The sequence below is a fragment of the Streptomyces sp. NPDC025784 genome, assembly GCF_055558435.1.
The window spans coordinates 163,511-183,678 of sequence record NZ_JBVHMN010000021.1 but is presented as its reverse complement, the minus strand read 5'-3'; the positions used below and the strand labels follow the sequence as shown (position 1 = coordinate 183,678).

Sequence of the window (20,168 nt, the reverse complement as noted above, 5' to 3'; positions counted from 1 at the left end):
GGTCACCCGCGTCGCCCGTCGCGCGAGCCGGCCGGCCGCGTCCCCCGGGGCACACCGCGGCGGACGGCGCCGGGCGCCCGGGGCGTCGGGTGGTTCGCCCGCTCCGAGGAGCTGAGCTGCCAGGGAACGCTGGTGATCATCACGCCCGGGGTGAACAGCAGCCGGCTCTTGAGCCACAGCGCCGACTGGTTGTGCAGCAGGTTCTCCCACCAGTGGCCGACGACGTACTCGGGGACGAAGACGGCGACGAGGTCGCGGGGGCTCTCCCGGCGGATGGAGCGGACGTACTCGACGACGGGCCGGGTCACCTCGCGGTACGGGGAATCGATGATCTTCAGCGGTACGTCGATGCCGTACTCCTCCCAGCGTTCGCGCAGCGCCGTCGCCTCCTCGCGGTCGACGGAGACGGTGAGTGCCTCCAGCTGGTCGGGGCGGAAGGCGCGCGCGTACGACAGGGCCCGCAGGGTCGGCTTGTGCAGCCGGGAGACCAGCACGATGCCCAGCACCCGGGACGGCGGCACGAGTTCGCTCCGGGGGTCGTCGACCGCCAGCTCCGCGCCGACGGCGTCGTAGTGCCGTCGGATCCCGCGCATCATCACCCACAGCACCGTCGCCGCGAGCACCGCCAGCCACGCGCCCTCGGTGAACTTCGTCGCCAGGACGATGACGAGGACCAGACCGGTGACCACCGCGCCCACGGCGTTGACCACCCGTGCCGAGTGGTGGCGCCGCCGCGTGGCGGGGTCGCGCTCCGAGCGGAGCTCGCCGTTCCAGTGCCGGACCATGCCGAGCTGGGAGAGCGTGAAGGAGGTGAACACGCCCAGGATGTAGAGGTGGATGAGGCTCGTGACGTTCGCCCGGTAGCCCCACAGCAGCAGGCCCGCGACGAGGGCGAGGGCGAGGATGCCGTTGGAGAACGCCAGCCGGTCGCCCCGGTTGTGCAGCTGGCGGGGCAGGTAGCGGTGCTGGGCGAGGATCGACGCCAGCAGCGGGAAGCCGTTGAAGGCGGTGTTCGCCGCCAGGATCAGGACCAGTGCCGTCGTCGCCTGGATGACGTAGAAGCCGACACTGTGCTCGCCGCCGAAGACCGCCGCCGCGATCTGCGCGATCACCGTGCGCTGGGTGTACGCCGAGCAGTCGCCGTCCAGCCCCGTCAGCCGGCAGGCGTCGTCGGTGATGTGCACCTTGGCGACCATCGCCAGGGTGGTCACGCCGGCGAACATCGCGATGGCCGTGACGCCCATCGCCGCCATCGTGGTGGCCGCGTTCTTCGGCTTCGGCTTGCGGAAGGCCGGTACGCCGTTGGAGATCGCCTCCACACCGGTCAGCGCCGTGCACCCGGAGGAGAAGGCGCGCAGCACCAGCATCAGCAGGGCCAGACCGGCGAGATGAGCGTCGCCGGGCGCGGGGCTGATGCCGTATCGCGCGCTCTCGGCGACCGGCGCGTTCCCGAGGAGGTAGCGGACCAGTCCGGTGATCACCATGATCAGGACGCCGCCGATGAACAGGTACGTCGGCGTGGCGAACGCCCGCCCCGACTCGCGCACGCCTCGCAGGTTCATCGCGGTGAGCAGCGCGACGAAGAGGATCGCGAGCGGGACGCGCTGGCCGACGAGCCCGGGGACGGCCGAGATGATGTTGTCGACCCCGGAGGCGACGGACACGGCCACCGTCATCACGTAGTCGACGAGGAGCGAGGCCGCGACGACCAGACCGGCGGACGGTCCGAGGTTCGTCGAGACCACCTCGTACGAGCCGCCGCCGCTCGGATAGGCGTGCACCACCTGGCGGTACGACAGGACCACGACCGTCATCAGCGCCACGACCGAGGCCGCGATCCACGGTGTGAAGTGCAGATACGTCAGCCCGCCGAGCGTCAGGACGAGCAGGATCTCCTGGGTCGCGTACGCCACCGACGACAGCGGGTCCGAGGCGAAGATCGGCAGGGCGAGCCGCTTGGGCAGCAGCGTCTCGTGCAGCTCCTCGCTGCGCATGGCCCGGCCGATCACCAGCCGCTTCAGGATCGCCGTCACGTTGAGCACGGCCGGAGCGTAAGCCGGGGGGCGGGGGCCTGCGGGGAGCCTGACGGCGCCGTCGGGCGGCAAGCGACCCTTTAGGATCCCGCCGCCGTCGTGCATTCGGAGCAACCGACCGGGTCTGGCGGCGGGCGGACCTCAGTCGAGCCCGGACACCTCGAACACCGTCCGCGCCGTCTCGCGGTCGATCCGCTCCGCCATGCGGCGCAGTGCGGTCTCCCCGCACGTCAGCGAGCCGCGGCGGGCGGAGAGCCGGGCGTCCTCGTCCAGCCGGTACCACAGCGGGGGGTTGGAGATCAGGACCTGCGGGTCGATCTCCACCCGGGCACCGAAGGTGTCCCGCAGCACGAGGCGCCGACCGACCCCGTCCAGACAGCGCACCGACACCAGCTCGTCGGTGCGCACCCGTCGCGCGCCCAGCAGCCGCCGCGACACCAGCCAGCCCCGGCCCGCCGACACCCGGGTGGGGAAGAGCACCAGGAAGAGCAGCGCCGCCAGGCCCACCCACAGGGCGGCGCGCGGACCGGTCAGGGTGCCGGCGCCTGCGTCGACCAGGAGGAGCAGACCGAGGAGCAGCGCCGAGCAGCGCACCGAGGTGCGCAGGTCCCGGGACCAGTGCCGGTCGAAGGCCGTCTCGGGCGCCGTTCCGGTCGCCGTGCGCGGTGGCGGGGATGCGTCGACCGCGTCGTTGCCGCGTTCCATGGGAGCGACGGTAGAGCCAAGGGAGGCCGGGTGCCGCCTCCCTTGACGGGACTCTGACGACCGCGCGCGTCGGCGTCGCGGCAGGACGCCGGCCGCCCTGCCGCGGGAGTCAGCCGGTGAGCCGCCGGACCGTCCCGAGCTGCTTCCATCGGCCGTCGACGAGCCGGTCCACCCACACCGGACGGGCCGTCGCCTGGTGGTCCTCGAAGGCGTAGTGCCCGAGGAGCCCGTCGGTCTCGACGTCTTCGAGGACGGCCCGGAGCCGGGTGCGGGCGAGGTCCGCGGTGGGCCTGTCGCCGTCCTCCCCGGCCACCCGGTCGATACCCGCGGCGACGGCGAGCGTGGCGTCGTACAGCTCCGCCGTGCCGCGGTGCTTCAGCAGGGCGCGCAATTCGGCCGAGTCGGTGCACAGCTTCGGGAAGTCCGTGCAGTCGGGCTTCTGCCGTTCGTCGTTGAAGGTGCGGAAGCGCAGGCTTCCGTCCGCCAGCTGCCGGTCCTGCCGGGCGAACATCTCCAGGTCGGAGGAGACGTCGCAGGCGGACCCGTAGACGTCGTGGACGGCGACGAGGGTGCCGCGCCCGCGGGCGGTGGGCACGAGGTTCTCCTCACCGCCGCCGGCGCGCAGGTCGGAGACGACCAGGGCGTCCGGCCGGGCCGTGCCGAGATCGCGCTCGATCCGGCTCCGGCTCATGTCCTCGGTCCCCTTCTGGGAGGGCAGCGGCAGCGCGGTGAGCCCGGCGGCGCGCAGCCCGTGCCCGAAGGTGTCCTTGTCGGTGTCCGTGTCCCAGTAGCTCTTCGACGTCTCCACGACCCGGCCCGCGCCGTACGCCCCGGTCAGATAGCGGCCCGACTGGCGCCCCGCCTCGTACTCGGCCGCCGGGAGGGCGTACTCGTGGTCCGGGTCGCCCCCTGACTCGCAGGTGTCGACCATCGCCATACGCGGCGACCAGTCCACCTCGGCGCTCGCGAAGTCCCCGATGTCGCCGACCATGGCGATCATCCCCGGGTGCTGCTCCAGGAGCCGCTCCGCGGGTGTCCGTCCGTAGTCCTCCACCGCGACGACGCGCACGGGGATCTTTCGTTTCGCCCTGCGCCCGGCCTCCTTCAGGGCGGCCCGCACGACACGGGCGCGGATCTCGGGCACCCGGCCGTCCTCGTCGTCGCCCCAGGCGTAGCCGACGCCGAGTGTGTACGTCGTCGGGCCGGCGGAAGTCCCTCCGGGGACCGGCGGTCGGCCCTGGTCCTGCGGCTCGGGACGGTCCGAGGACGACGTGCTCAGGGCGATGCCGGCCGGGACGCCGACGGCGAGGAGCACGGCGGCGGCGACGGCGAGCCGGACGGTGCGGCGAGGGGAGCGGCGTGGGGCCGCGGAGGTCCAGGGGGACTGCGTCCCGCGCCGCTCGTCGGCGTCCTTGACGACGTGCCCGGCCGACGGCCGGGCGGCGGGCGTCGGCGGCCTGGCGTCCTCGGGGGCCGAATCGCTCGCGCCGTCGGCTGTCCGAGCCGCCGGAGCCGGAGCCGGTTCCGGGGCCGGCTTCGCGCCAGGGGCAGAGGCAGGGGCCGGCGCCGCGGGCGGCTGCGCGGCGGCGGCAGCGGACGGCAGCGCCGGCGCCTCGATGCGTGCGAGTGCCGCGTCCGCGTCCGCGGGCCGGTCGTCCGGGTCCTTCGCCATCAGGTCGAGCACCAACCGGTCCACGGCGGGGCCGAGTCCGGCACGGGCCCGGCTCGGCCGCAGCGGCTCGTCGTGCAGGTGGTTGTACATGATGCCCGCCGCGTCCCCGACGAACGGTGGCCTGCCGACAAGGAGTTCGTACAGGACACAGCCCACCGCGTACAGGTCGGTGCGGCCGTCGCCCCGGAGCTGCCGGAAGCGTTCGGGCGCCATGTACTGGACGCTGCCGAAGGGCAGTCGGCCGGTGTGCGTCAACCGCGCGTCGGTGGCCCGGAATTCGGTGAACCGCGCGATGCCGAAGTCGACGATCCTGGCGGTGGACGCCGTGCCCTCTCCGGTGACCATGATGTTGGCGGGCTTGATGTCGCGGTGCACGACACCCGCACGATGCGCGGCGCTCAGGCCCCGGCAGACGTCGGCGGTCCAGCGCAGCGCGTCCTCGACCGGCACCCGCCCGCTGTCGCGCAGGATCTGCTCCAGCGTGCGGCCCTCGACGAGCGCCATCACGAGGTAGGGGCTGTCGCCGTCCGTCCCGTGGTCGTGCACGGTGACGATGTGCGGGCTGTCGAGGGCGGCGGCGACCCGGGCCTCGCGCCGGAACCGGCCGAGCCGCTCCGTCCGCTCGGCCTCGTCGTCCCCCGCTGCCCGGAGGATCTTGACCGCCACCTCGCGGTCCAACTGTTCGTCCCTGGCCCGCCAGACCTCGCCCATGCCGCCCGAGCCGATGAGCTCGATCAGTTCGTAGCGGTCGTCCAGCCTTCGTCCCCGCACGTGTCAGGCCCTTCCCCCGGCGCTTCACCGACCCGGTCCGCCAACGTACTGCATGGGATGTGGCGGACCGTCAGGGAGTCGTGGGCAGCGGGCTTTGCCCGACCGCGCGCTCCGGTTCCTCAGTGGCCGGTGGTGAGCACCATGCGGAACCGGGCCTGACCGCTCGTCATCTTCTCGACCGCGGCGGCCGTCTCCTCCAGCGGAACCTCCTCGGTCCAGGCGCGCACACCGCTCTGGGCGGCGAAGCGCAGGGTGTCCTGGGTGTCGACGGCGGCGCCGGAGGCGTGGGCGTAGACCTTCCGTGCCCCGTGCAGCAGTTGCAGGCCGTTGACCTGGAGCGGTTCGGGGGAGATGCCGACGATGGCGAGTTCGCCGCGGCGCCCCAGCCCGTCGATGGTGGCGGACATCGCGTCCGCGTTCGTGACGGTGGCCAGGACCACCTTGGCGCCGCCGAGCGCCTGGAGCGCCTCGGCGACGTCCTCGGTGGTGCTGTCGATGTAGTGGGCGGCGCCGAGCTTGTGCGCCAGGTCTCTCTTCTCCTGGCCGCGCGCGATGGCGACGGTGTCGAAGCCCATCTTCTGCGCGAACTGCACACCGAGGTGGCCGAGGCCGCCCAGGCCCAGTACGGCGACGGTGTCGCCGGGGCCGGCGGTGGTGTGGCGCAGGGCGTTGAAGACCGTCACGCCCGCGCAGGCCAGCGGTGCCGCTTCGACCGCGGTCAGCTCGTCCGGGATCGCGGCGAGGGCGACGGCGGGCACCACGACCGAGTCGGCGTACCCGCCGGGGTAGGCGACGCCCGGGACGGCCAGTTCGGGGCACATGACTGCGTCGCCGCTGCGGCAGGCGTCGCAGTGCCCGCAACTGCCGCCGTACCAGCCGACGGCGACCCGGTCCCCGACCTGCCACCCGGTGACGTTCTCGCCGAGGGTGTCGATCCGGCCGGCGATCTCGTGACCCGGCGTGACCGGGAACGTGGTCCCGGGCAGCGCGCCCGAGGCGATCAGCAGGTCGGAGTGGCACACCCCGCAGGCCTCGACGGTGATCCGCACGGATCCGGGACCCGGCTCCCGTGCGGCGACCTGGGTGAGCTCCGGGGTGCCGCCGGGCTCGGAGACCTGCGCGGCACGCAGGGTGCCGGTGGAGGCGGAAGCGGTGGAAGCAGACATGATCCAGCCCTTCGTAGCGGTGTGGGGCCGGGGACGGGCCGCACGCACTCGCTCGTCAGGACGTGACCGGTCGAGGGTGGTCCGCCGCGGTCTCCCTCTTCGACGATAGGCAGGCCTGCGCCGCATCGGCATGTCCGCGGACGGCCGGTGCAGGCGCGCAGGCGACAGGCCCGGGGACGCCACCGTCCGGCGACGCCCCACGCGCCCGGGGGACCGGACGAGTCCGAGGGACCGGGCTCAGGGCCAGACCAGGCAGTACGGCTGGTGACCTGCCTCGTGCAGGCGGTGGGAGAAGTCCTGCCACTCGTGCAGCCATTCATGGGAATGGGCGCGGCGCTGTGCTGACCTTGCGAAATCACGTCAGGAAGGGTGTCTTCGCCAATCGCCCGCCTCATGGGATTTGCTCCGGCAGGACAAGACGCAGGGCGGCGCCCTTGAGGGTGGGGTGCTCAGACGGGAAAACCACCACTTCCGTCTCGACGGACGGTGTCGCGAAGGCCGCCAGGAACCGCCGGGCTCGATGCAGGCCCCCGCCGCGCCCCTCCCCCCGAGTCGTCCAGCCGGGCAGGAAGATCCGTCGGCCTCCCTGGGCTGTGGCAGGCAGACCCGGTCCGCTGTCCTGCACCTCGACCACCACCTCCGGGCTCACCGATTTCGCCGAGACCTGGATCATGCCGCCCTCGGCCGCCAGTGCCTCGGCGGCATTGTCCAGAACCTCGTACAGCACGGCACGAAGCACTGCCTCGGGCACGTCCACACGCAGGCTCGGCGGGCAGCGTACGTCCAGTCTGATCTCCGGGTACTGGTCCTCGCACTGCTTCTCCAGCGTGCGCAGCAGGAGCGCCACCTCCGTGCCCGCCCCGGACCCCACGCCCGCCAGAGCCGCGGTGTCCTGGGCATCCAGCTCGCTCTCGGCACTGGCGGCGAGTGCGGCCAGCTCGCGGCTGTCCGCGCCGTGGGTCTCGGCGTCGACATAGTGGCCGTGAGCGGGCACAGTAGCGAAGCGATTGCGGTGCCAGGGCGTCCAGAGCCCGACGGTGAGTACCTCGTCGGCGTCGGCCGGGTCGGCACGAAGCTCGCCGTGCTCGTATGCGAGTCGCTCCAGCAGAACTGTCAGCTGTTGTTCGGCGCCCGGACGCAATGTGCGCACGACTCCGTTCAGCGGCAGGGTCAGGTCCTTCGTGCCGTCCGTGGCCGACACGAGCAACTCGCGCGCCACCAGGGCGTCGAGGCCTGCGAGGACCTCCTCCCTGGCGCTGTGGTGGCCCGAGCAGGCTTCGGTCTGGTCGCCGACATCCTCCCGGCTGACGTGACCGTCGATGAGGTCGCAGACCGACAGAGCCGCCCACCAGGCCGCCTCCACCGAGGGTTCGTCGCAGCGCGCCACGAGTTCCTCGCGCAGCGCGCGTACGAGTGCCTCGTCCCCCTGCCAACCGCCGGTCGCCACGTCCCACAGCTCGTCGCGCGAGGCCTCCGCCCGGTGCTCGGCGTACTCCAGCATCACCCGCAGCAGCGCCGGATCCATGCCGGTGCAGTTCTCCATGGCCTGCACGGTGGTGAGTCCGCCGCCCAGCGAGAGGTGTGTGATCCAGCGCAGTGTGCGCCAGGCGGTGGCCGGTTCGGCGCCGAGGACGCCGGCCAGGCCCGCGGCGCTGGCCCCAGCTAGCGCCGTGACCGGCCACTGCCGGGCGAGGATGCGCAGGACGGCGGCCCCCCGGTCGTCGGGCAGCACGACCAGCTGGAGCAGATCGCGCAGCGACAGCACGGCGGTGGCTCGGCGGTCGGTGTAGGCAGGGGGCTCCAGGCCCGGGCTGACGGCGACGTGCGGTGCCTGTCCGTTGGTCAGTTCGGGAACGACGGTGGAGTCGGGCCCGCCTACGTACAGGTCGATCCGGCCGGTGGGGTGCAGCGGGGACAGCGCCTCGTCGCGGAACAGCCCGTCGAAGAAGGCCAGATGGAACGGGCTGTTCTCGACCTTCTGGGCCATCGCCACGCCACCGGGCGCACCGAGGAAACGGCTCAGGGCGTTGGCGAATGCCTCGGCCGCCCCCGCAGAGGGGTCCTTGGACAGCTGGTCGTAGGCGGTCAGCAACGTGATGCCTTGGTCATCGGCCGCCTCCCAGGCGGCGAACTCGGGCGGGCGCGGCTTCGCCGGGTCCAGGTGGTAGCCGAGGATCTGCTGTGCGGACCACTCCTCGTTCCACCGCGGCAGCGGGGGGACGCTCTCCGGGATCGGAGCGCCGATCGGTTCACGGTTCAACAGAGCCCGGGCAGCGACGAGTTCACCAGCGAGGAGCAGGGCCCTGACACGCTGGACGGTGTGGTCGCTGCCACGCGCGGTGGTGGCCTGCTGGTCCAGGCGTCCCTCCAGGTCCTGGACGATGGGTGCCATCCGGGCGTCCAGCTCTGCGCTCGCGGCGTCCAGAGCGGCCCCCGCCGCGGAGGTCCGGGACCGGGCCAGGGCGCTCACGACGTTGTCGTCCGGTGGGACGAAACCCACGCCGGCGGCCTCGGCGCGTTGTTCCAGCTTCGTCACTCGTTGCCGCACCGCCTCCCCGGCCGCGATCCTGGCGGCCTCCAACTTCCGGATCAGGGAACTCTTCTCGTGGTCGCTTAGATCCGGGCAGTCCGAGAGCGTGTACTCGACCGGGTCGAACTCGCCCCGCTCCAGCAACTCCTCGCATGCCGCCCGGGGCGGCATGCCGCCGACGCAGGCGAGTACGGCACGGGCCAGCGTGGTGCCGTCCCCTCCGGCGTCGTCCGGGGCCGGCTTCCGCACCAGTGCGGCCAGGACGTCCGGGAACCGGAACCGGCCCGGCCAGCTCTCCAGCAGTTCGCGCGCGACGCCGTCCACGGACGGGCTCGCGCTGGGCTCGGCGCCCCCCTCGTTCATACGTCTTCCCTCCCCGCCTTCGGGAGCGCGGACAACGCCTCCAGCAGTGCCCTGGCCGGACGGCGGGCAGGCTCGCCCAGCGCCTCCGCCTCGGCGAGGAGCTGGTGCCAGTCACGGTCCAGGTAGCGGGCGAACTCCCGCTGGAACGGGTTGAGCACGGGAAGTAGGGCCGGGGCGTTCGTGCCGCCGCCGTCCTGTGCCGCGAGCGTGCGGGCCTCGGTGAGCAGATCGGCGACCTTGCGCGCGTACACCATGTGGTGGCGCCATTCGATCTTCCGCAGCTTGAGCTTCCCCGCCATCCTGTCCATCTGGGTGCGGACTTCATGCTCGTTGCGCGGCAGTGCGGCCAAGTTGTTGGCGCGCGGGCCGGCGGCCGCGTCATGGAGTGCCATCTCCCGGGCCTCGGCCAGCATCCCTTCCGGCTGGAAGAGCGCCCGGTGCAGCTTCTCGCCGTCCTGGAAGTTGAACCGGTGCTTGGCCAGTTCGAATTCGTCCAGGTCGGCGGCGAGCCGGAGCCACCGTTCGCGGAATTCCGCCGACCGTTCGTGGTGCGCGGCCCACTCGATGACGTCCTGCAGCGGCAGTGGAGCCTGGAGGCTGGCGAAACAGGTGCTCGCGGCGTCGGCGAGACGCAGCCACGCCGCGGGCAGTCCGCGGCCGAGTCCGTCGGGCTCGGCCAGTGCCTCGCACACGTCCCTGCCGACGCTCCCACCGTGCAGCAGCATCTCGGCGACGGCTCCGGCCAGCGCGACCGTGCGGTGTTCCGGCGGCGCTTCGCCCAGTTCGACTGCGCTGGCGTAGAGCGGGTAGCCGAGCGGGCCGTGTTCCAGCGGCACGGCGACGGCGGCCAGGTCCCTCGTCGCTCTTCTGGCACTGCTGAGTAGCGGAGCCAGCACGTACGCCTCCATGAAAGCGCCGCGTTCCCAGGCATCGTTCAGGAGCCAGCGTTCCCACTCCCGCTGATCGGCGCCGCCGTCCGTGGTGTCGAGGAGCAGGGCGGCGGACTCGCGGCGAAGCACATCGGCGGAATCGCCGGAGTCCCGCCGACCGGCGAGCACCATCCACGGGTCGTCGCGCACGGGGGCCGACGCGACAGTGGGCAGCGGGGGCAGATAGGCCGGCAGTTCCCTGGGGCTGCCGTACCAGTCGGGAATGCCCAGCGCGCCGGCGAAGCCTGCGACGAACGCGGTGCCGACGATGTGCAGGCCCAGTTCGGCCGGGGCGGGGCCGCGCACCGGGTTGACGGCCCTGTTGCCCAGCGGGCGGTGGCTGCCGACCACCGCCTCGTGATCGCTGAGCACCGCCCGCGCTCGAGCCTCGCTGGTGCGCAGCGTGCGTTCGCCGGCAAGTCGTTGGAGGAGCTCTGCGTACGTCCGGTCCGTGCGCCGGCCGTCGGCGAGGGGCGGATGCTGGAGATGCACCACGGCCCCCCTGTCCCGCAGCTCGGTGAGCTGCCGGGCGAGCTGCTCCCCGCAAGCTTCGGGCTCGGCTCGGTCGTCGGTGAGGGCGAGTCGGTCGTCGGCGCCGACGATCAGGTGCTGCACCAGGTCGACGTATCTGCCGTCCCAGACGGTCCGTACCACCGGATCACCCGTGTAGACCTCGTTGACGGCGGCCCCGAGGCCCTGCAGCAGTCGGCCCCAGCCCGCCGCCCACCGGGTGTGGTGGGCGACGGCGTCGTCGTTCCAGTCCTCGGCCAGTTCCGGCGGGTCGAACCTGCGCCGCCAGACGTCCGGACCGATGTCGTCCACGGAATGCTCGCGCCGCCCGAAGTCGGCGGGAGCCAAGGCGATGCGCCGGGCCGTCTCCCAGTACGGGTAGACGCGACGGGTCCAGCTCAGCAGGTCCGCCACACACTCGGGCGGGGTGTCCGTGCCAGCGGCGGGCTCCACGAGCACACCGCAGCCGCTGTCACCGGACAGGACGCTGCGCGATCCGACGTACGCGGACCGGTCGTCGCAGATGACCAGGGAGGCCGCACAGCTGCTGCTGCGCGGCTCCACCAGGACGTTCTCCGAGAAGCGCGCGTGGAGGTCCAGCAGGGCGGTGGCGACCCGGGGCTCCAGCTTTGCCGACTGGTGGTCACCCCAGAGGAAGACTAGGTTGACGCCCCGTTTCGCGGCGAGTTCCAGGTCCGGCAACACCCGGTGGAGGGCGTCGTACCTGATGTACGGCAGTGCCAGGACCAGCTGGTGCTCGGCCCGGTCGATCAGGTCCGACACCACCCAGTCCACATCCGCCTTGGTGGACACGCTGCGGGCCGAGCAGCGGGCTCGGCGAGCCTCCGCGAGCTCCTCCAGCACCTGGTTGGCCCGGGTACGCAATGCATCATGCCGGGATAGCACCTGATCATCGGGGACGGTGGCCAGTCCTTCGGCCAGCTCCTCCAAGTCCAGCATCAGGGAGCGCAGACTGTCGAACCGGATCGGTTCCGGCGCCTGACGTGTCGTCAACTTGCGGACGAACCTGCTGTCCGGCCGGGTGTGCACCAGATGTGTGATGCGGGACTGGAAGAGTTCGAGTGCCCGTCTGCCCCAGCCGACCGGGAGTTCAATGGGGACCGCGGCGACCGTGCCGGTGCCAGGATCCCGTTTCACCACGGTCTCCACTGTGGTCCAGCGCACCGCCTCCGGGGGGCTGAGCACAGGGTTGGCGAAGGACACCCTCTGTACGCGCCGGCGGACACCACGTGTGCGGCGGTCCTGGTCGACGGCCTGCCGCACGGCGCGAAGCAGCTCCGCCTGTGGCAGGTCGTCCTCGGAGAAGCCCCTGGCGAGCGGCATGTCGAGCGCTCCGTGGGGTATCTGCTTGGCTCCCCGTTCGTACGGCAGGATCGTCGCGGTCACCGGGTCGAAGAGGAACTTGCGCGGTTGAACGGTGGCGGCCAGCGTCCGGGGACCGGCCTCCTCTCTGAGGACCGCTTCGGCTGCCTGTGTCCTCTCCAGCACGTTGGTGGAGAAGTCGACGGCGAGGAAGCCCCGGCCCCACAGACCGTGTACCACGTCCAGCACCAGCCGGTGCGGCAGCGAGAACAGATCGCCCAGCTCCCCGACGGTGTTGCGCCCGCCGGCCACGGCCGCCAGCACGAGTTCCTCCAGGGTCGAGGCCCCGGACTCCGCGCCGAGTTCCACCCGGAGAGTGATCACACGGCAGGGCAGGGCGATCAGCGTCGTCTCGGTCACAGGACCTCCCCCAGCTCACTCTCCGCCGCCAGGTCCGCCGGCCCGGTCTCCCACGGTGCGGCCCTGCCGTTCGTGATCTCCCCGGTCTCCGCATCGACGATCCGTCCCTCGTCCCGGAAGACCCGGATGACCGTCTGCCAGTCCGGTCCGCCGTGCCGCTCGTAATGGGTCAGGTTCCCGACGACGACGAGCAGTCGTCGGGCCCGGGACAGCATCACGTTCATCAGCTCGGGCTCGGAGGTGTGCCCGATGTTGTGTCGGGATTCGGTGCCGCGGTTGCCACTGCGGACGAGGGAGACGATCACCGTCTTGGCCTGGCTGCCCTGGGACGAGTGAACGGTGCGCACCCGGCCCTCGAGGAAGTCCTTGTCCAGCTTCTCCTTCTGGTGGCGGTACGGCGTCAGGACGCTCAGCTCCTTAGGATCCGTCCCGTGCTCCAGGCCCAGTTCGCACACCAGGTCCCTGACCAGCTTCACCTCGCCGGGGTTCCACCAGAAGCCGCGATCGCCGCAGCCGGTGCTGCGGGAGGTGTCGAGCCACACCAAGGGGGCGTGCTTCAGGTACGCCGGCTTCGTCACGCCGTGGACCTGGTCGATCTCCGGGTCGGGCTGAAGGAAGGTTGCGGCATGCGGGTCCATCGCCGGCTCCACCCGGCCTTCGGAGTTCTCGGTCGGCGCGGCTGGATAGAACGCCGTCGCGAACGGCAGCGCGATGGTGGGGTGCATGCGGAACTGGGTGTCGAGAACGTTGACGGGGAGTGCGGCGGTGGCGGGCTGGCCGGGGACGTGTCCCTCGAAGAAGCGGCGGAACATCTGCACGAAGTTCAGGTAGAGGTCCCGGTTGCCGTAGTGGAGTTTGATCCGCTCGTGCTGGTGCGAGGCGAGGCTGTCCAGGAACGTCTCGATGTCCCGGGCCCGATGCGGCCCGAGTTGCAGGTAGTCGCCGACCAGGGTCCAGCGCACCCCGAGGACGAGGGGCATGACGACCTCGGTGGGCCACGCCTTGGCAGCCTCTTCGATGATCACCCAGTCGAACATGTCGGAGGGGTCGCGGACCTCGTCGGTGAGTTTGCCCGCGATCGAGCACGTGGCCAGCACGATGTCGGCACCGGACTTGATGCGTTCGGCCAGCTCCACCATGTCGGCCTGTGCGACCCGGGACCACCGCGTCATGAGGTCCCGCTCGTCCTCGTCGCGCGCTTCCACGCACCCCTGGGCGACCTGTGTCTCGACGTGTTTGACCAAGTCCTCCGCGATGGGGTCGGCGGTCAACCGTTGTAAGTCGGCCGGCAGGTCGGACCGCTCCTTGCTCCCGGACAGTTCCCTGAGCACCAGGATCGAGCGTTTCTCGATCTTCGGCCCCAGTTCCTCGACGATCTTCTGGGCGAGTTCGTCGAGGGCGTCGTTCGACTGGGCGCTGACCAGCACCCGCGCCCCCTGCTCGGCGGCCAGGAAGTCCCGAAGGGCCCGGGAGATCACTGTGCTCTTGCCAGTGCCCGGCGGCCCCTGGAGCGCGTAGAAGGGGTGCAGCCGCAGCATGTCGGCGATGATCTCGGGTGCTCTGCCGCGCAGTTCGTACGAGTCGGACTCGGCCGGGGTGGCGACGCTGCGCAGCGCGATGGACGAGGGTTTGCGCAGGATGCGGGCGAGGCCGCGTTTGCGGCCGAGGGAGTCGAGGCCACGGGCCTCACGGCGGAGTTGGACTTCGGTGCCGCGGTCTGAGTCCGGTCGCAGCCAGCCCCGTTCCGGCAGATCCCGCAGGCCGGACGGATCCTGGACGACGACGGAATCGGCGTCCAAGCGCCTGTCGATCCGGACCGTGAGCGTGTTCCGCGCGCTGAAGTACGGGTCTGCCGGACGGCTGCCGCTTTCCTTCCCGGCGTTCCGGTCCTCCACGACGGACAGCTTCGCCCACCGGTTCTCGGCCAGGAGCTGCTGAGCGAAGTCGCCGAGGTGGGCTCTGCGGCGGTACCGGGGGTCGGCGTAGGCCGTCAGCAACGGGTTGCCGTGCAGCCAAGGGCGGTCGCGCTCCTTGTCGTGGACGAGGACGATCGCGCCGCCGTCGCCCTCCTCCTTGACGTAAGGGTATTGGCGGGCCCTGAGGGCGACGCCCTGGTACTCCAGGAAGAACGCGAAGGCCAGCAGCATATCCTGGACCTCGTCGTCCCCGTTCGTCACGGACCGTTCGACAGTCACGGCCGCGGCCAGATCGGTCCACGGCGGCCGGCCTATGCGTTCCTCGGCCAGTGACTGGCCCTTGCGGAACGGCACCAGGTCGAACCGGCCGATGCGCCGCCGGGGCCACACCGCCAGCAGGTCGGAGGCGAATCGCTTGTCCACGAGGTACTTGATGACCAGGGTGTCCGTGTGGGTGCCCCGACGCCGGCCCATGAGGTCCTCGTCGTAGAGGTAGGCGCAGAACCAGACGGCCTGGGCGCCGATGAGTGCCCACTTCGCCTCGGCGAGCGACTTGGCGTCTCCTTCGACGAATCCCTTGGCGCCACGGCGGCAGTGGATCAGTTCGGCCGTGCCGAGCTCGTCCGCGAGGAAGGCCCGGAGCTCCTCCTGGCCCTCCGGGGTGTCGGGAGGGTGGTCGGTCCAGCCGCGGTTGTCGTGGATGGTCGAGACGGATTTTTCGGGCATGAAGGCCAACAGTCGGGGCGTGCTGACCTCGGCCTCGGGCTCCAAGGCGCCGGAGATGGCCGTCCAGCTGCGTTGCATGTCCGATGCCGCCTCGAAGGCGGAACAGCGGCCCATCGGGGACGGGTCGAGCATGGCGAGCAGGGTGTCGCGCAGCCGACGGGGCACTCGGGTGTCGATGTTCAGCTCGCGGCGCATCGCGGTATGCAGGTCGGCCAGTGCCTCGGGCAGTTCGCCGGGTCCGGCCTCGTCGACCGTCGCGCACTCTTCGGGCAGCCGCTCGGTCAGTGAGTCCACGAACAGTTCCCAGCCCAGCACGCCCAGTCCGAACACGTCGGTGCTGCCGTGGTCGAGGCGGCGCACCTGGACGCCGCCCAGGACCGAGGCGTAGGTCTCCGGCGCCAGATACGCCAGGTGTTGTGCCCGGCTGATTCCGGGGGGCGGGGAGTGGTACAGCGCCCGCATGGCCTCCTCGTGCTTCCGCCTGGCGTCGGGGCCGTTGACCGAGTGCAGCAGATTGTTCAGCATGGCGCTCAGTTCGAAGCGCGCCAGGGAAAGGGTCGCCTGGATCGGCTTCTTCTCCACCTTGGTGAGACGGATGGCACTCAGGGTGAGGTTGCGGTGTACGATCCGGGTGCCGTGCAGTTGGCTGAGGGCGTCCACCAGGAGACTGAACTGCTCGAACGCGACCACGGGGTAGGTGGTGGCCCACTCCCGTACGGTCGGCCAGCCCTCCTCCGCGAGCGGAGTGCCGATTTTGGCGGTCATGATGAACGCCACCCGATGCGACTTGTCGAACCTGCCGTCCTCGATCTGCGGCAGCGCCGGATGCCCGAGCATCCGCAGGCGCAGCAGGTTACGCACCTCGTGCTCCCACAGTTCGCCCACCACGTCGTTGACGGAGAGGAAGAGCGAGACTTCGCGGTCGCCGAGCAGGTCCTGGCTCAGGACGAACCGCACCAGTCGTCCGCTGAGGGTGTGTTCGACCCTGCCAATGAGCTTGTACGGGGCGCTGTCGGGAGCGTATGGGGCGTGCTCGCGGATGAACAGCGCCTCCACCAGATCCTCGACTTCCTCCGGGCTCATCTCGTCATCCATCCGCTTCCTCCGTCCGGCCGCTGTCGGCCCCCGCCACAACAGATCCGATTCCGAGTACGACGACTCCGTCGTGGGTGGCGACCGCCAACCGTCCGCCGTCCAGCGCCACCAGCCCACGGCACCGGAGGCCGAGGCGGATCCGATGCGTCACCTGCCAGGATCCGGGTGCCCCCGGCCGCCACAGCGCGACTTCGCCGTCAAGGTCGACGCTCGCCCACAGCCCCTCGTATGCGTCCCCCAGGAGCCGGGTCCAGCCCTGAACCCGGCGTTGGTGGGCGCTCGTGACGGCCTGTGGCGCCGGAGCGTCCGTGGTGTCGTCTCCAGCCTCTCCCCCTGGAGAGGGGAGGCCGTTGAGCACCTCGGGTCTGAGTTCCTCGCCGTCCTTCGCCTCCAGAACCCGATCGCCGGTGCCGGCCGGGCCGGTGAGCACTAGGACCTCCCGGCCGTCCGGCAGGATCTGTCGCCGCACGGTGTCGGGCCCGGCCCACCGCGTCGCGCGTGCGGGGGCGCCGGCCTCCTCGGGCGCGGCGGCCCAGAAGTGCATGCGAGGGTCACGTACGGCCGCGGACACGACGGCATGGCCACCCTTCGGCCCGCCGAGGACCACGAGTGCCCTGGTGCGGGCCGGGCCTCCGGTGCACAACGTCCTCCCGGGGCTGCCGTTCGGGCCGACGACCCGCAGGGTGCCGGCGCTGTCGCCGAGCACCGCGAGCTCGCCGCCGTCGGCGTCCGGCAGGGCTGTAAGTACCGGATCACGGCCGTCCTCCGCGCCGGACTGCGCTTCGCTGACCAGCAGAATCCGGACCTCCGTACCCTCCCGTGGGGTCGGGCACCAGAACCGTAGGGCGCCCTCCTCGGCGGAGGTGACCAGCCGGACGACCCCCTCGGTGTCCGTGATGGCGGTGAGCGAGGTCAGCACCTGCCGGGTGGGCACCTGGGCCAACAGCGACGGAGAGTCGTCCGAGACGTCCCACAGCGCCAGTTCACCGGTCTGGTACGCCGCCGCCAACCACTGCCGGTCATTGGTGCCGGTGACCGGTGCCAGACCCACCACGTCACCGGATGTGAGGGCGGTCGCGATCCGTGGCCGCCGACCGTCTGATCCGAGGAGCGACAGGTGACCGGCCTCCCCGGCGAGGGCCAGCCTTCCGGTGCCGTCGGGCAGAGTCACCATGTGCCGGACGACCTGGGGGAACACTGTGGTCACCGGCTCCGGACGCTCACTGTCGGTGTCCCACAGCTGGACCGTACGGTCGTCGTGGGCGGCGGCCAGCAGGCCTGGCCCGTCGCAGCCGGCCGCCGGGCCGAGGGAGGCAAGGGCGCTCACCGGACGCTCGCAGCCACGCAGGAGCAGGGCAGGACGGTGGGAGCGCCACGGCTCCCACACCAGCACCGTCCCGTCGAGCGCGCCCGACACCAGCCATTGCGCCGACGGGTGCGCGGCCAGCGCGGATACGGCCCCGTCGGCGCCGCCGAGCTGCAGATGCGGTGGCGCCGTGCGCAGCCGCCCCCAGCACACCTCCCAGGAAGCCCCGGGGCCCGCGGGGTGCCACTGCCCCGTGGCACGCAGTCCGCCGAGTTGGCGCAGCCCGGGCCGGTCGCCGGGCGAGGACTCCTTGATCAGGTGCGCGGAAGTGACGGTGCCTAGCACCTGAACCGGTAGGTCGGCGGGTGTCACCCCGCCCTCCCGGCGGCCGGGTGCGAGAGCCAGGGTGGACAGCGCGGTCGGTGGCAGCCGGTCCAGAACGGCGGGTCGCCCGGCCAGCTCCGTCCAGCCCCGGGCGCCGCAGTCGGCCGCGTACCGGGCCAGCCGGGACTGCAGATGGGGGCTGAGCCCCTGACCGGCGGCCGCCTGGTCCTCCGCCAGCTTCAGCAGGGCGGTGAGCATGCCCAGCCGCTGTTCGAGGGTGCTGGAGGCCTGGAGCTGTTCGGCGTAGGTGCGGTGAGCCAGCCGGTACACGCTGCGCCGGTCCTCGCCGTCGAGCAAGACGTACGCTGCCGCCCGGCTGAGGAACAGGGACATCTTCTGGTCGTCCAGGGGTACGTCGGAGCCGGTGATGCCAGCCGCCGCGTGGGCCCAGATACCGTCGGCACGGGGCAGGCCACGGCCCTGGGAGAAGGCGAGGGCCCGCAGGAACAGCTCGGCCGTCGGCCATTCCTCGGTGATGCGGGCGACAGCCGAACCGAAGAGCCCTGTCCGGTCACGGGCGAGGAGGTTCTCCAGGGCAGTGCGGGACTTGGTGTCGGACATCAGCACATCGGGGCGCTGCTCGATCTCGCGGACCATCAGCGCGGTCTGCAGGAACTGCCAGGAACCGTCCCGCACATGGTCGTCGACGGCGCCCCGCACGGTGCGGACGACGGTCTCCTGCCACAGGGCGTCGCCCGTCGGATGCTCCTGCAGGATGCGCCGCACGTGCCTTTTCGCGTACCGGGCGGCGGCGTCCGGATCGGGCGCGAGCTCCCGTACCCGGGCGCGACCGGTGGTAGCGCCCAGGACTGCTGGCAGTTCGCCGTGGGCCCCCGATCCTCCGCTTCGGCCGTACGGTGAACTTCGCGTGCCGATGAGCAGACCGACACCGGGTATATCGGTCAGGTCCCGTAACAGACAGGCGACCTGGACCGGGTCCTGGGCCTCGTCGAGGGCGTCGGCGATGATCAGCGTCCGGGCCAGCGCGGCAGAGGCGGCGACGGCGGTGAGGCGACGGCGCAGAAGGTCCAGCGGGTGCTCGGTCGGGTTGGTCTCGTTGTCCGGTGATCCAGAAGCCGTCAGCTGCAATGTGCCGAGGGAATCGAAGAGTTGATACACCACATCGGTCGGCGTGCTGCCGGTGAGGCGCAGCACCGCGCCGATCCGCACCTCTTCGGGGTCGTGGCCCCCTTCGGTGCGCAACCTGCGCAGAACCTCGCCGAGCAGTGCGGACTTCCCGGTGCCGGGCGGCCCCGTGACCACGAGCACGGGCGGCGTGTCCACGGTGGAGCACCAGTCGGCGACGGCGTCCAGGTCCGCGGCTCTGCCGGTGAACTCGTGGACGACTTCGAGGAATCCGCCCGACGCCGTGGCCGGGGGTGGCGCGTACGACGGGCCCGTCTCCTCGAACTCTTGCTGGAGCCGCATCTGTTCGGCGACCGTGACGGCCCCGGAGAGCGGCACGCGGTCGTGCAGCCTCATCTTCAGTTCGAGCGAGGTCTCGTCACCGACGAGTTCCGCATAGCAACCGGGGGCCTTGAGATGGACCTGGAGGTCACGAAGGGTGAACACCTCGTCTAGGGAGGTCTGTTTGCGGACGTACTCCTGCAAGTGGGCACGGAATGCCCCCAGATACGCCTGAGCTCCCTCTTTGCCCGTGGAGACCAGCAACAGAGAACACGCTTTGGGCTGTGCGTCGGTGAGTTTCGCGTACAACTTGCTGGCGAACTCGGCCCCGTTGCAGGCCTCGATCAGGACAATTGCCCAATGACCCTCGTCGGTGGCGCGGATCCGCTGTTCCGCGAGGATGTAGTGCGCGAGCATGTCGGGTGTCACCCGCGCGTTGTCCCTCCGCCTTCTCGAGCCGGGCACGAGCAGCGAGGGCCCCGCGGCGCCGGGGGTGCCATGGCCGAACCAGAGAAGGGCCGAGGGACGGGCGGCGCGGTCGTCGTGTTCTCCGGCCCAGCGCGCCAGTTGCTCGTCGACTTCCTTCAGGGACTTCAGAGTCCCCGGGCTGTTGTCCTTCCCCTCGGAGGGATCCCGGTAAGCGAAGAGCGGCGCGGCGGCCTGCCCGCCGAGCTGCTCGAGCACGGCTGTGGTCAGGTGGGCCTCGGTCGCGGTGTCCACCGGCTCGCCATACCCGACAACGGGTCCCACCGGGACGACGTACACGTCGAACGCGTCCGCGATCTCTGATGGGTCGTAGGGTGCCGCGGTGTCCGGACCGGCGTCGTACGCCCGGCCGTCCGGGGTGCCCACGGACCGGTCGTACGTGGTGGTGACCCCGGGTGACGTCGGTATCAGCTCCGCCACCATCGC

At 71.4% G+C, this 20,168-nt stretch carries 8 protein-coding genes; all 8 read right to left on the bottom strand.

The features are described from left to right. Nucleotides 1-2 precede the first annotated feature (2 nt). A complete protein-coding gene (locus ACZ4IF_RS36340; protein WP_467570889.1) occupies nucleotides 3-2,042 on the bottom strand; it encodes an APC family permease in 2,040 nt (679 codons plus the stop codon). A 132-nt stretch (nucleotides 2,043-2,174) separates the two neighbouring features. After that, nucleotides 2,175-2,738, bottom strand: coding sequence for a hypothetical protein (locus ACZ4IF_RS36335; RefSeq protein WP_467570886.1), 564 nt, complete (start codon nucleotides 2,736-2,738; stop codon nucleotides 2,175-2,177). Nucleotides 2,739-2,847: 109 nt separating this feature from the next. Then, a complete protein-coding gene (locus ACZ4IF_RS36330) occupies nucleotides 2,848-5,181 on the bottom strand; it encodes a protein kinase domain-containing protein (protein ID WP_467570883.1) in 2,334 nt (777 codons plus the stop codon). Nucleotides 5,182-5,300: 119 nt separating this feature from the next. Next, complete coding sequence (locus ACZ4IF_RS36325) at nucleotides 5,301-6,347, bottom strand: alcohol dehydrogenase catalytic domain-containing protein (RefSeq protein WP_467570881.1); 1,047 nt, start codon at nucleotides 6,345-6,347, stop codon at nucleotides 5,301-5,303. Nucleotides 6,348-6,738: 391 nt separating this feature from the next. Then, complete coding sequence (locus ACZ4IF_RS36320) at nucleotides 6,739-9,240, bottom strand: ATP-binding protein (RefSeq protein ID WP_467570878.1); 2,502 nt, start codon at nucleotides 9,238-9,240, stop codon at nucleotides 6,739-6,741. Then, nucleotides 9,237-12,422, bottom strand: a complete 3,186-nt coding sequence (locus tag ACZ4IF_RS36315) for a hypothetical protein (RefSeq protein WP_467570875.1) — start codon at nucleotides 12,420-12,422, stop codon at nucleotides 9,237-9,239. Before ACZ4IF_RS36315 ends, ACZ4IF_RS36320 begins: the two co-directional genes overlap by 4 nt. Next, nucleotides 12,419-16,159 carry an AAA domain-containing protein gene (locus tag ACZ4IF_RS36310; protein WP_467570872.1) on the bottom strand — a complete coding sequence of 1,247 codons (3,741 nt, stop codon included), beginning with the start codon at nucleotides 16,157-16,159 and terminating at the stop codon, nucleotides 12,419-12,421. The genes ACZ4IF_RS36315 and ACZ4IF_RS36310 overlap by 4 nt, the downstream gene beginning before the upstream one ends. Then, complete coding sequence (locus ACZ4IF_RS36305; RefSeq protein WP_467570869.1) at nucleotides 16,152-20,165, bottom strand: AAA family ATPase; 4,014 nt, start codon at nucleotides 20,163-20,165, stop codon at nucleotides 16,152-16,154. Before ACZ4IF_RS36305 ends, ACZ4IF_RS36310 begins: the two co-directional genes overlap by 8 nt. Between the last annotated feature and the right edge of the window lie 3 nt (nucleotides 20,166-20,168).

Coding starts and splice junctions, on each gene's coding strand:
- ACZ4IF_RS36310 (WP_467570872.1), bottom strand. CDS start 16,159: ATGGATGACGAGATGAGCCCGGAGGAAGTCGAGGATCTGGTGGAGGCG.
- ACZ4IF_RS36325 (WP_467570881.1), bottom strand. CDS start 6,347: ATGTCTGCTTCCACCGCTTCCGCCTCCACCGGCACCCTGCGTGCCGCG.
- ACZ4IF_RS36335 (WP_467570886.1), bottom strand. CDS start 2,738: ATGGAACGCGGCAACGACGCGGTCGACGCATCCCCGCCACCGCGCACG.
- ACZ4IF_RS36320 (WP_467570878.1), bottom strand. CDS start 9,240: ATGAACGAGGGGGGCGCCGAGCCCAGCGCGAGCCCGTCCGTGGACGGC.
- ACZ4IF_RS36305 (WP_467570869.1), bottom strand. CDS start 20,165: ATGGTGGCGGAGCTGATACCGACGTCACCCGGGGTCACCACCACGTAC.